Origin of the sequence: Nonomuraea thailandensis, from assembly GCF_024172165.1 — a bacterium.
In the GTDB taxonomy this organism is placed as follows: domain Bacteria; phylum Actinomycetota; class Actinomycetes; order Streptosporangiales; family Streptosporangiaceae; genus Nonomuraea; species Nonomuraea thailandensis.
This window is the reverse complement of record NZ_JAMZEB010000002.1, coordinates 4,363,282-4,375,087: the sequence shown is the minus strand read 5'-3', so window position 1 is coordinate 4,375,087 and position 11,806 is coordinate 4,363,282. Positions and strand designations below refer to the sequence as shown.

Annotated in this window: 10 protein-coding genes; 8 read left to right on the top strand and 2 right to left on the bottom strand. The window is 72.7% G+C overall.

The genetic code is table 11. The features are described from left to right. Positions 1 to 39: 39 nt before the first annotated feature. Together HD597_RS23670 and HD597_RS23665 are read right to left on the bottom strand one after the other, a co-directional pair. Positions 40 to 1,158 (bottom strand): carboxylate-amine ligase, encoded by a 1,119-nt coding sequence (locus tag HD597_RS23670; protein WP_253744879.1) that lies wholly within the window; start codon positions 1,156 to 1,158, stop codon positions 40 to 42. A 174-nt stretch (positions 1,159 to 1,332) separates the two neighbouring features. Then, positions 1,333 to 2,265, bottom strand: coding sequence for an AraC family transcriptional regulator (locus tag HD597_RS23665; RefSeq protein WP_253744878.1), 933 nt, complete (start codon positions 2,263 to 2,265; stop codon positions 1,333 to 1,335). A gap of 114 nt (positions 2,266 to 2,379) precedes the next feature. Between HD597_RS23665 and HD597_RS23660 the strand changes: the two genes are divergently transcribed. The 8 genes from HD597_RS23660 (at position 2,380) to HD597_RS23625 (ending at position 11,749) form a co-directional block, all read left to right on the top strand. Further along, positions 2,380 to 3,237 (top strand): NmrA family NAD(P)-binding protein, encoded by an 858-nt coding sequence (locus HD597_RS23660; protein ID WP_253744877.1) that lies wholly within the window; start codon positions 2,380 to 2,382, stop codon positions 3,235 to 3,237. A gap of 16 nt (positions 3,238 to 3,253) precedes the next feature. Next, positions 3,254 to 4,159 carry an SDR family NAD(P)-dependent oxidoreductase gene (locus HD597_RS23655; RefSeq protein WP_253744876.1) on the top strand — a complete coding sequence of 302 codons (906 nt, stop codon included), beginning with the start codon at positions 3,254 to 3,256 and terminating at the stop codon, positions 4,157 to 4,159. Positions 4,160 to 4,380: 221 nt separating this feature from the next. Beyond that, entirely contained in the window at positions 4,381 to 5,868 is a 1,488-nt protein-coding gene (locus HD597_RS23650) for a three-helix bundle dimerization domain-containing protein (RefSeq protein ID WP_253744875.1), read from the top strand. A gap of 237 nt (positions 5,869 to 6,105) precedes the next feature. Beyond that, positions 6,106 to 7,269: a lysozyme family protein gene (locus tag HD597_RS23645; RefSeq protein ID WP_253744874.1), complete on the top strand. Its 1,164-nt coding sequence runs from the start codon at positions 6,106 to 6,108 to the stop codon at positions 7,267 to 7,269. A 757-nt stretch (positions 7,270 to 8,026) separates the two neighbouring features. Further along, positions 8,027 to 8,959 carry a hypothetical protein gene (locus HD597_RS23640; RefSeq protein ID WP_253744873.1) on the top strand — a complete coding sequence of 311 codons (933 nt, stop codon included), beginning with the start codon at positions 8,027 to 8,029 and terminating at the stop codon, positions 8,957 to 8,959. A gap of 174 nt (positions 8,960 to 9,133) precedes the next feature. After that, complete coding sequence (locus tag HD597_RS23635; protein ID WP_253744872.1) at positions 9,134 to 10,132, top strand: hypothetical protein; 999 nt, start codon at positions 9,134 to 9,136, stop codon at positions 10,130 to 10,132. Between the two features lie 33 nt (positions 10,133 to 10,165). Then, the gene (locus HD597_RS23630) at positions 10,166 to 11,245 is read left to right on the top strand and encodes a hypothetical protein (RefSeq protein WP_253744871.1); all 1,080 of its coding nucleotides are present in this window, start codon (positions 10,166 to 10,168) and stop codon (positions 11,243 to 11,245) included. Between the two features lie 243 nt (positions 11,246 to 11,488). After that, on the top strand, positions 11,489 to 11,749 hold the full coding sequence (locus HD597_RS23625; protein ID WP_253744870.1) for a hypothetical protein: 261 nt from the start codon (positions 11,489 to 11,491) through the stop codon (positions 11,747 to 11,749). Positions 11,750 to 11,806 lie beyond the last annotated feature (57 nt).

The window sequence follows — 11,806 nt, the reverse complement described above, 5'->3', positions numbered from 1 at the left end:
GGTACCTGCCGGCCAAGGCCAGCAGCACCTGCGGGCTCGCTAGGCCAGGAAGCGCTCCACCAGGTCGTCCACCACGCCCTCGACCGACCCGCGCGCCTTCCACGCGGCCCGCTGCCGGGCGGCCCCGCTCCCGGCGGCGCGCAACCACCGCCACCCCCGCATGACCGCCTCCAGATCACCGCTGCCGGCCAGGGCGGGCCGGACGTGCTCCAGCAGCCCCTCCACGATCTCCGCCACCGGCACCGCCCGCCCGGTGTGCGGATCGACGCCGTGCCCGTCGAGCCCGTCCCTGGCAGCCCGCCAGTACGCCACCCGCAGCAGCTCGCCCGTCACCCGCGGCCCGGGATCGCCCGCCTCCACCCGCTCCAGTGAGACCGTGACCAGCGCCCTGACCAGCAGCGCCAGCAGCACCGACTCCGCCGCCGAGGCCGGCACGTCACTCACCCGCACCTCCACCGTGGGCAGCCGCGGCGACGGCCGCACGTCCCAGAACACCGTCGCCGGATCGACCAGCGCCCCGCTCGCGGTCAGCCCCGTGACCACGCTCTCGTAGTGGCCGAGACTCTCCAGGTACGGCGGCGGCCCGGCCACCGGCCACTTGCCCCAGGACAGCACCCGCCAGCCCGCGTACCCGGTGTCACGGCCCGTCCAGAACGGCGAGTTGGCCATGAGCGCGATCAGGGCGGGCAGCCAGGGCCGCAGGTGGTTGCACACCAGCGGCACCCGCTCCCGGTCGGGCAGGTGGACGTGGACGTGGCCGGCGCAGATGGCCTGCTCGTCGTGGAGCGCCCGGTAGTTCTCGATGCCGAGGTCGTAGCGGGGGTCCTCGGTGATGGGCGGCGGCACCGCCTCGCCCAGCACGGGCGTGCCCGAGGCGACCACGGCCAGCCCTTCGGCCCGCGCGGCGGCGGCGACCGCGTCCCGCATGCGGCGCAGCTCCCGCTCCAGGGCGGCGGGCTCGGCGCAGGGCGGCGTCTTGGCCTCCACCTGGAAGCGCGTGATCTCGGTGCACACCCGCTCACCGAGCTCACCGGCGGCCCGCCGGACGACCTGCCCGGCCCGCGGCACCACCTCCCGGGTGCGGGGATCGACGACGAAGTACTCCTCCTCGACCCCCATCAGGGGGCGAACGGGGTCGAACGGCGTGGTCACGGTCATGAGCTCCCTTGCCCGGCGGACGGACGGCCACGTCCGATCCTGCCCGTGCCACGGCCCGTCCGGAACGTCTTCGATCGACTTCCCCGAGCGCGGCAACCGCTGGCGGCACCGGCACCGCCGGGCCGGCTCAGGAGTATGTGAGCCCGGCACCCTGGCCGGCCATCGCGGCCGGGCTCACACGCCGGCGCGGTGGTGGCTCGGAGACACGCCGCGGACCCGCTTGAAGGCCACGCTCAGCGCGAACGCGTTGGCGTACCCGACATGCCGGGCGATCGCGTCGATCGTGGTCTCCGAGGAGCGCAGGAGATCGGCGGCCAGCGCGATCCGCCAGCCGGTGAGGTAGGCCATGGGCGGCTCGCCCACGAGGGTGGCGAAACGCCGCGCGAACGCCGCCCGCGAGGCGCCCACCTTGGCGGCCAGCGCGGCCACCGTCCACGGCCGGGCCGGATCGTCGTGGATCAGCCGCAACGCCGGGCCGATCAGCGGGTCGCTCTGCGCCCGGTACCAGCCGGGCGCCCGCGCCTCCGGGCGGGCGAACCAGGCACGCAGGGTCGCGATCAGCGCCAGGTCCAGCAGCCGGTCGAGGAAGACCCGCTGGCCCGGCCCCTCGCCGCTCAGCTCCTGGGCCAGCAGATCCATGATCGGAGCCTGCGTGCTCGGCCGCGGCACGACGAGGATGTGCGGCAGGGCGTTCAGCAGCCGCCCGGTCACGTCCCCGCTGACCTGGTAGGTGCCGCTGGCCACGATCGCCGACCCGTCGGGCGACTGCCCGCTCGTGCGCGGGCCGATCCGCAGCGCGTCGGTGACGTCCACGCCGTCCATGGTGGTCAGGCGGTTGCCCGGGTGCACGATGGTGTCCGGCTCGGTGGCGGGGTCGTCGCCGATCGTGTACGGGGCCGGCCCCTTGATGATGGCCACGTCCCCGGTGCGCATCAGCACGGGCTCGCCCTCGTCGGGCACGATCCAGGCATGCCCGCGCAGCGCGGTGGCCAGCGCCAGCATGGCCCCGTCGGCGATGCGCAACGACCACGGAGGCTCGAGGATCGCCCGGCAGAAATCCGCGCTGCGGGCACGGACGCCGTCGAGCAGATCGGCTAGCGGGTCCACGCTCCCCAGCCTAGACGCGCAGAAATGCAACCGAGCGTCAGAAATATGGATGGTCCAGCCGCCAGTGCCTGTACTGGACATGACAGACGAACGACGAACGACAGGAGGCGCCACATGTTCGCGATCACCGGAGTGACGGGCCACGTCGGCGGTGCGGCGGCCAGGGAGCTGCTGGCCAAGGGCGAGCGGGTGCGGGCCGTGCTCCGCGACCCGGCCAAGGGCGGCACCTGGAGCGAGGCCGGGGCGGAGGTGCTCGCCGCCGACCTGGGTGACAGGGCGGCGCTGGCGGAGTCGTTCCGCGGCTGCCACGGGGCGTTCGTCATGCTTCCCACCGATCCGGGGGCGGACGACGCCGGGCACCGCGCGCTGTCGGCCTCGATCGCCGGCGCGGTCCAGGACAGCGGCGTCCCGCACGTGGTGATGCTGTCCTCGCTCGGCGCCGAGCTGGCCGGGGGCACCGGCCCCGTCCGCTGGCTGCACCACCTCGAGAGCCTGCTGCGCGAGACGGGCGTGGTGCTGACCGCCGTCCGCTCGGGCCACTTCCAGGAGAAGGTGGAGTCGGTGCTCGACGCCGCACGCGGGGCCGGCGTCTACCCGGTCTTCGGCTCGGCCGACACCCCTGTCCCGATGATCGCCACGCGCGACGTCGGCAGGGTCTGCGCGGAGGCCCTCCTGTCGCCGACCCCTGCCGGCGAGACCATCGACCTGGACAACCCCCAGTACACCGAGCGGCAGGTGGCCGAGGAACTGGCGGCCGTGCTCGGCCGGCCGCTCCAGGTGGTCACCGTCCCGCAGCCGGCCTGGGTGGGCACCATGGTCGAGTCGGGCCTGGCGCCGCAGCTCGCGCGGGAGCTCGCCGACATGTACGACGCCGTCGAACGCGGCCTGCTCCAGCCCGCCGGCGACCGGCGGCTCTCGTGCCCGACCGGGATCGGCGAGACCCTGCGCCGCCTGGTGCGGCCCGCCACCTGAGGCCGCGGAGCTCACCATGTCCACGATCGTGATGACCGGCGGCACCTCCGGCTTCGGAGCGATCGCCGCCGAGCGGCTGGCCCGGTCGAAGGGCGTCCGCCTGATCCTGGGCGCCCGCCGTCCGGCCGCCACCGGCGGCGGTGAGCTGCTTCCGCTCGACCTCGCCGAGCTCGCCTCCGTGCGCGCCTTCGCGGAGTCGGTACGCGAGCGGCTCGGCGGCGCCCCCGTGGACGCGTTGCTGCTCAACGCCGGGATGATCCTGCCCAGCGTGACCGGCCGCACCACCGACGGCTTCGAGACGACGTTCGCCGTCAACCACCTGGCCCCCTACCTCCTGGCACGCCTGCTGCTGCCCGTCCTGGCGGACAAGGCGACCGTCGTGCTGACCACGAGCGGCACCCACGACCCCGCCACCGGCGCGAGCCTGGCGCCGCCGCGTCACGCCGACGCGGAGCTGCTGGCGCACCCTGATCGTGACCCCGGCCTGGACCCCCGGCCGCGCAAGGCGGGCGAGCACGCGTACACGGCCGCGAAGCTGTGCGCCGTGCTCACCGCGCGATCGCTGGCGGGCATCGGGGAGGGGCGGCTCACCGTGGTCGCCTACGACCCCGGCCAGGTCTTCGGGACAGGGCTGGCCAAGGACCTGCCGTTCCCCCTGCGCATGGCCTGGTCGGTGCTGGGCTCGCCGGTGCTGCGGTGGCCGCTGGGCAGGCTCGACCCCCACCTCAACAGCCGCGCCGCCGCCGGGCACACGCTGGCCGACCTGGCGCTCGGGCTCGCCATCCCGCCGGACGGGCACGTCTACGCCGCCCTGCGGCGCGCCCGGCTCACCTGGCCGGACCCGTCGGAGACGGCCCGCGCCGACGAACCGGCGCGGGCGCTCTGGGAGGCCAGCGCAAGGCTCGTCGGCCTGCGGGACTGAACGGTGAACGAACGTGTATTCCCGGAAACAAAATGGCCGGCAATATGAACGACCAGTTTCCGGGAACATGGTGGCGCGGCCATTTCCTGCGGCTTTCTCATGAAGGGCTGACACGGTTATCAACACGACCGAAAACCCCTATATGGTTGGGTCCCGGCGCTCGGGCAGGCCCTGCTGGCTTGCCGTGAAAATACGACAAATGCGACGTCGGGGAGAAATTGGTGAGTGTCGATAACCTCCGCGAGGAACAGGCGATTCGCCGGACGACCGATCACCTGATCCAGGTATTCGCGGACACCCACTCCGCCGAGCACGTCGAGAGGGTGATGCAGGCCGCCTGCCGCCGCTTCGAGGGCTTTCCCGTCCGGGACTTCGTCCCCGTCCTGGCCGAACGGGTGGCCCGCGGTGAGCTGACCGCACCACCGGAAACGGCCGCCCCCGCGGAGGCGGCCTCGCTCACCGAGACCGCCGCGCGCGTCCAGACTGCTGCACCTGTCCAGAGCACCGCGCCCGTCCAGAGCGTCGCGCCCGCTGAAGCCGTCACATCCGCGGAAACCGTCACACCCGCTGCAGCCGTCACGCCGGACGAGGCGTCCGTGGAGGCGGCGTCGGCGAGCGTGCCCCGGCGCAAGGCGCTGCTCCCGATCGGCGTGGCGACCGCGGTCGTCGTGGTCGCCGCCGTGGTGGTCGTGAGCCTCGGCCAGGACGAGCCGGCGACCCCGGCCACGCCGCCGCTGACCATCGTCCGGGGCGTGATCGGCTCGGAGAAGAAGGGGTTCTTCGAGGACCCGCAGGTGGTGCGGGCCCTGGCGGGCATGGGCCTGAAGGTCGAGATCGAGACGGCCGGCTCGCGCCAGATCGCCACCTCGATGGACCTCGGCCGCTACGACTTCGCGTTCCCGTCCAGCGCCCCGGCTGGCGAGCACATCCAGCGCGAGCGCAGGGCCGGCACGAAGTACACGCCGTTCTCCTCACCCATGGCGATCGCGACGTTCCAGCCCATCGCCGACCTGCTCACCGAAGCGGGCGTCGTCCGGCAGGGCCAGGTCCCGGCCTTCGACGTCGGCCGCCACCTCGACCTGGTCACCAGGGGCACGAAGTGGGAGCAGCTCGACGGCAGCACGGCCTATCCCGTCGACAAGGACGTCCTGATCTCCACGACCGACCCCCGCACCTCGAACTCCGCCGCCATGTACCTGGCGATCACCAGTTACGTCGCGAACGGCGGCAAGGTCGTGCACGGAGCCGCCGCGGAGAAGGCGGTGCTGCCCCTGGTGACGCCGCTGTTCACCGGCCAGGGTTACACCGACGACACCTCCGAGGGCCCGTTCGGCGAGTACCTCACCGTCGGCATGGGCCCGTCGCCGCTGGTCCTGATCTACGAGGCGCAGTACGTCGAGGCCGCCGCGCGCGGGCAGATCAAGCCGGGCATGGTGCTGATGTACCCGTCGCCGACCGTGCTGTCCAAGCACACGCTGGTGCCGTTCACCCCCTCGGGCGACCGCGTCGGGCGCCTGCTCAGCACCGACCCGCAGTTGCAGCGGCTCGCCGCCGGGCACGGCTTCCGCTCGGGCGACGCCGCCCGCTTCACCGAGGTGGCCGCCGAGCACGGCGTACGCGTCGCGGCCGACCTCATCGACGTGGTCGACATCCCCTCCTACGACACGCTGGAGCACCTGCTCGACGGCGTCGCCAAGGCTTACGGCTGATCCCGCCGGCGGGGCGGCCGACGTCGTGGGCGGCGGCCCGTCCGGGTTGTGCAGCGATGTCCACGCATGTCGTGCCGGGGCTGGACGATCTCCGTTGCCGTCCTCTGGCCATGTGGCGGCGGGCCTGGGGCGACCAGTGGACGATCTCGGACAAAACCCCCTAGCTGGTCAATGTGCGGAGCAATAGCAAGGCCTTCAGGAAGGTCCGACGGACCAAGTCCCTCACGGAGGCACTCAATGCATATTCGCTCACGGCGACGCATCACGTACGCCGCCCTGGCCGGCGTGCTGGCGCTCGGCGGAACGGGGCTCACCATAGGGGTCGCCACGGCCGGGCAGGAGACCGACGACCCGGACGTGACCATGGTGGAGGAGGCGGCGGCGCAGAAGAACGCCCTCGCCACCACCGCCAAGGACGACGAGTCGGCGCAGGACGCCGACTCCGAGGAGATCAGCGTCGCGGACGAGGCCGACGATCCCGCGGAGTCCGACGACTCGTCCACGGAGACGGGCGACGACGAGACCACCACCGAGTCCGACGACGACACCGGCACCGAAACCGACGGCGGCGCCGACTCCGACGTCGAGCAGACCGACGGCACCGAGGTGACGGACGACACCGACACCGATGACACCACGGAGCCTGACGGCACCGAGGAGAGCGGCGACACCGACGAGACCGACGCGGGCGTCGCCGGGGTCGGCACCGACGAGATCGAGGAGGGCACCGGGGAGACGGCGGACGGCGACGTCCAGGCCACCACGGAGCTCACCGAGGAGCAGGCCCGCTGCCCGTTCACCACGATCTACAAGGGCAGCGTCAAGCAGATGCTGATCAAGCGTGAGGGGGTGCGGACCAAGGCGTACGACGCCGGTGAGAAGACCAAGGCGGGCAAGAGCCGCAAGATCACCACCATCGGGATCGGCTTCAACCTGAACCGCGGCGACGCGCGGACCATCGTCAACCGCATCCTGAACGAGACCACCCCGCCGTCCGAGCAGGACGACATCAAGTCCGGCAAGGCGTTCGACGACCTCAAGGCCGGGGTGACCGAGCTGACGGAGGAGCAGGTGAACGCGCTGTTCGAGGTCTCGTACGAGGAGGCCAAGGAGCTGGTCACGCGGCGCGGCATCGAGAGCTTCGACAAGCTGCCCCGGGCGGTGCAGGCGGCGTTGATCGACGTGGCGTTCATGCGGCCGGGCAACATCAACGACATCGCCGACGAGGTCAACCTGGGCACCCAGGCGGCGCTGGCCAAGAAGCAGTCGCTGACCAGCGCCAACTACGAGCCGGCCGCCAAGCGGCTGGAGACCTTCGGCAGGGTCGCCGCCAAGCGGGGGCAGGCGGGGAACAAGATCCGGTTCGAGCAGGATGCCGCGATGTTGCGTAACAAGTGCTGAGTCTCCACCACTGAAGTCCCACCGGGGGTCGTGCCCGGGTTTCCTCCGAAACCCGGGCACGACCCCTTTTCCATGCCGTCCCCCGCTTCCGCGCCGTGCTTCGGCCGTCCACACCTCGCCCGGCCCCCGCTCCGGCCACACGGCTACACGGCCACACGGCCACACGGCCACACGGGCGTGCGGCTGTGCCCGGACTCGGCACGGGCGGCCCAGGCACGCCGCTGTGCCCGGATCCCGTACGCCCGCACGACCTCCGGCGATCCGCAAGCTCGCCCCGCGCCATGTACGCCCGGCCGAGCCCCGCACGCGCCCCGATTCGCGCCAGGCACGCCCTGCCAAGCCGCACGCGCCCGATCCGCGTGAAGCACGCCCGGAGGAGCCGCACGCGCCCCGATCCACGCAGAGCGCGCCTGATGGAGCCCCGACCGTCCCGATTCGCGCGAAAGAGGGCAGCCGGCAGCCACGCCGAGCCCTCGGGGGCGGACCGCGCGGAGCAGGCGGGTGTCCGGCCGGGGGCCACGGCCGGGTGGACAGCCGTCCCCGTGACGGCCGCCGCGACCGGCCGCGACGCGGCCCGCCCCGGCGACCAGCGGTGACGGCGCGGACCCCGGGTGGACATCGGTTTGCGGCGCTGGACAACGTCCTCACCTGGATGGTCATCGCCGGGCCCCGTAATCAGGAAGTCGCTGGAAACATTCCGACGCGCTTCGGCAGGACCACACCCACCGAATCGCGTCACCATGAGAGGGGAACCAAGGTGAGAGCACCTTCGAAGCTTCGTCTTGCGGTGGCCGGCCTGGCGGCCGGCGGTGTGCTGGCCGGCAGCGGCCTCATCGCGGCACCGGCGCAGGCGCAAGTGGACGACCCGTTCGGCTTCGGCGGCTCGTCCGGTGGCAGCTCGTTCGACTTCGGGCTCACGCAGCCCCAGCCCGGCAGCGGGAGCAGCGGCTCCAGCTCCGGCGGGTTCGGCGACTTCTTCAAGGACCTCGGCAAGGACCTGGGCAAGCAGCTCACCCAGGAGGCACTGAAGAAGCTGCTCGACCGCAACAAGAACAACGGCAACACCTCCACCCAGCCCAACACCACGCTGCCCCAGCTCCCGACCGGAGAGGGCGTCGTGCCCTCCGAGGACCTGACCCAGCAGCTGCCCAGCACGACCAGCGCCGGCAAGCGCGTTCCGGAAACGGTCGAGAAGGTGCTGCGCGAGGCCGGGATCAACTTCGTGGACTGGATCGTCAAGCGGCAGCCGGGCAGCCAGCGCAGGGGCTTCGGCTCGTTCAGGGAGCCGGAGCGGTACTTCCGGCCGGAGCTGCAGCGGCAGTTCTGCCGCGTCCCCGGTAACGTCCGCCTGTTCGGCACGACGGTTCGTAAGGGCCGCTTCACGCCGACGAACTTCATCGGCGGCGACAACCTGGGCCGCACGCTCGTCCTCGGCCGGAACTCGTTCCTGGCCCCGTCGGGCAACAAGCTGAAGAGGCTCAGCACGGTCAACTTCGTGTTCCTGTCGCGGAAGGACACCGAGGTCCTGCGTCCGCAGCCCCGCGTCGCCAAGAACACGGTGCTGGAGGACCGCCTCAGGTACCCCACGGACTTCCTGAAGAGGGGCGTCAAGTACACGGTGATCGTCCGGTACGTCAACACCTGCAACGAGCCGGTCGTGGACGTGCTCGGCAAGGTCAGGCGGCGATAGCCGGGAGCTCCGGATCGCCGCGCGGGGCGGCCCCGAACCAGGGGCCGCCCCGCCGTCGTGCGGATTTCGGACGGGAGCTGTCTGGTCAGGGTCAATTCCGGAACGCAAAGGATCAGTCCGCCGGGCGCGCAGCCACGAATAGGGGCCGACAGCTTCATCACGTCAGGGGGCACGATGATCCATCAGGACACCACCACCCGAGGCAGGCGGGAACGACCGGTCCCGCCCGGCCCGCTCCAGGAGTTCGCGCAGGGATTACGCGACCTGCGGATGGCGGCGGGCAACCCGAGTTACCGGGCCATGGAGCGTAAGGCCGGATATTCGTCGTCGGCACTGTCCGCGGCCGCGTCGGGGGACCGGCTGCCGAGCCTGGCTGTCACGAAGGCGTACGTGGGGGCGTGCGGCGGCGACCAGGACGCGTGGGCCAGGAAGTGGAACGCGCTGCGGGAGGAGCTGGACAACCAGGCCGGCGACGGCGAGGCTCCCGCGCGCCCGTCGCCCGCGCGCCGCCCGCGGCGGATGCGGCTGAACGCCGGCGTCGTCAAGCTCTCGGCGCTGCTCGTCGCGGTCGGCGTGACCGGGCTGGCCACGGCCGGGGCGTTGCGGGACGACCTGCTGTTCCGCGCCATCTCGACCACCGGCGGCGGCGAGAAGCAGTCAGCCAAGGCCGACCGCCCGGCCTTCACCGCCGTCGCCGGGCCGAGCTGCCCGCGCGACACCTCGCGCAGCGTGCGCATCGACGGCATGCCGGGCCGGGACGGCTGGAAGGACGCCGCCGCGTCCGGCTGGACCGGCGCGGGCTGCGGCGACAGCTTCCTGTTCTCGGAGCTGAAGCCGCGAGGAGCGGCCAATCCGCGCAACTCCTTCCAGTGGCGCTTCACCACCGGCCTGCGCGGCGCGCACCACTGCACGCTGACGGTCTACGTCCCGAGGTCGAAGCTGGCCGGCCAGCGCGTCTGGTACACGGTCAGCGACGGCTTCGACGAGGAGGCCCGCACGGTCGGGGAGTTCACCCTCGACCAGGGCGTGCGGCAGGGCCAGTGGGTTCCGGCGCCGGTTCCCCTGGTCGTCACGAGCGGCCTGGTGATCGTCGAGATCACCGACACCGGCCGCGGCAACAGCACGGGCAACCAGGCCATGGCCGCCGGCCCCGTCCGGCTCTCCTGCCCGTGACCACTCGGACCGACACGATCGCTGGGGGGCACGATGACGAGCAGGGACACGCTCCGTGAGTTACCGCGCAGGCCTCGGGGGCGGCACGCGCGGCCGGCGGCGCCCGACCCGCGCAAGGAGTTCGCCCGCGGGCTGCGCGAGCTGCGGTCGGCGGCGGGCGCTCCTGGCCGGCGCGCGATGAGACGCAGGACCGGGCTCACGGCGGCCGAGCTGCGGGCGGCGGTGTCGGGGGAGGAGCTGCCGAGCCTGGCGGTCACGCAGGCGTACGTGACCGCGTGCGGCGGCGACCGCGCCGAGTGGACCAGGAAGTGGCACGTGGCCGACGCGATGCTGCGCGTACGCCACAGCGACCGCGTGTACGAGACGGTGGAGTTCCCGCGCATGGGCCCGGCCCCGGAGCCGCCTCCGGCCGAGCCCAGGCGCACCTCCATCAAGACCTGGGTCATCCTCGGCGTGCTCGCCCAGATCGCGGTGCCCACGGCGCTGCTGGTCTACCAGAACCAGGTGCCCATGGCCGTCTCGGTCGCGGGCCGCCAGGACGCGGTCACCATCACCTCGCTGCGGCCGGGCCGCCCCGAGCCGCGGCCCTCGGCGACCGGCTCCGCCGGCCCCGCGTTCGTGGCGGTGGCGGGGCCCGGCTGCCCGCGCGACGCGCGCAGGAGCGTGCGCATCGACGGCGTGCCGGGCCGGGACGGCTGGAAGGACGCCAGCGCTCCCGGCTGGACGGGCGCGGGCTGCGGCGACGGCTTCCTGTTCTCCGCGCTGACGTACGACCCGGGCAGGGCCACCCATCCCAGCAACAGCTTCCAGTGGCGCTTCACGACCGGGCTGGACGGGCGGCACGTGTGCCACGTGAAGGTGTACGTGCCGAAGACCGGCTTCGCGGGCCAGCGGGTCTGGTACACCGTCACCGACGGCTTCGACCAGGACGCCCGCACGGTCGCGGAGTTCACCCTCGACCAGCGCATGCGCCAGGGCACCTGGGTCGCGGCCCCGGCACCCGTCACCATCACCGGCGGCCTGGCGATGGTGGAGATCACCGACACCGGCAGGGGCAACACGACGGGGGACCAGGCCATGGTGGCCGGCCCGGTGCGGCTCGCCTGCCTCTGACAGCGGCTCCGCGGCGGGGCCGCCCACGGGTCCCGCCGCGGTTCGTTTGGGTCCCGCCGCTTGATGGCCACAACCGGCCAGGCGGGCGACCGTCTGCCGGGCTCAGCGGCCGACCCGCCGCCGCGCCGCGCGTTAGGGCCGGTGTCAAATGCGCCCGCCGCCCGGTGGCGCGATTGACCCCCGCCCGCGGGCGCTGGATAGTCAGGCTGCCATCACCCGCAACGACGTGGGAGGGAGTCGCGCATGGCCACGTACAGGACTCAGATCCAGTGGGGCGGACCCAACGCCGAGTGGCACGACGACACGGACCTGACGATCGTCATCAACAACCGGGCCGAGGTCGTCCCCAACGCCGGCATGCCCGGCACCGGCACCCAGGTGTCGTGGGCGAGCCCGCAGGGCAACGGGTCGATCACGTTCTTCGAGGACGGTAACCGGTTCATGGGCTCGGCCCAGTTCAAGGGCGAAGGCCCGGTCGGCTACCGCGGCACGCTGAAGCCCTGACCCCGCTCGACCAGGCCTGGAGGCGGGTGCTCGCACCGGCTTCCGGGCCTGATCGCG

Excerpts from the sequence above, each read along its gene's own strand:
- HD597_RS23625 (WP_253744870.1), top strand. The coding sequence starts at position 11,489 with ATGGCCACGTACAGGACTCAGATCCAGTGGGGCGGACCCAACGCCGAG.
- HD597_RS23660 (WP_253744877.1), top strand. The coding sequence starts at position 2,380 with ATGTTCGCGATCACCGGAGTGACGGGCCACGTCGGCGGTGCGGCGGCC.
- HD597_RS23655 (WP_253744876.1), top strand. The coding sequence starts at position 3,254 with ATGTCCACGATCGTGATGACCGGCGGCACCTCCGGCTTCGGAGCGATC.
- HD597_RS23630 (WP_253744871.1), top strand. The coding sequence starts at position 10,166 with ATGACGAGCAGGGACACGCTCCGTGAGTTACCGCGCAGGCCTCGGGGG.
- HD597_RS23670 (WP_253744879.1), bottom strand. The coding sequence starts at position 1,158 with ATGACCGTGACCACGCCGTTCGACCCCGTTCGCCCCCTGATGGGGGTC.
- HD597_RS23635 (WP_253744872.1), top strand. The coding sequence starts at position 9,134 with ATGATCCATCAGGACACCACCACCCGAGGCAGGCGGGAACGACCGGTC.
- HD597_RS23645 (WP_253744874.1), top strand. The coding sequence starts at position 6,106 with ATGCATATTCGCTCACGGCGACGCATCACGTACGCCGCCCTGGCCGGC.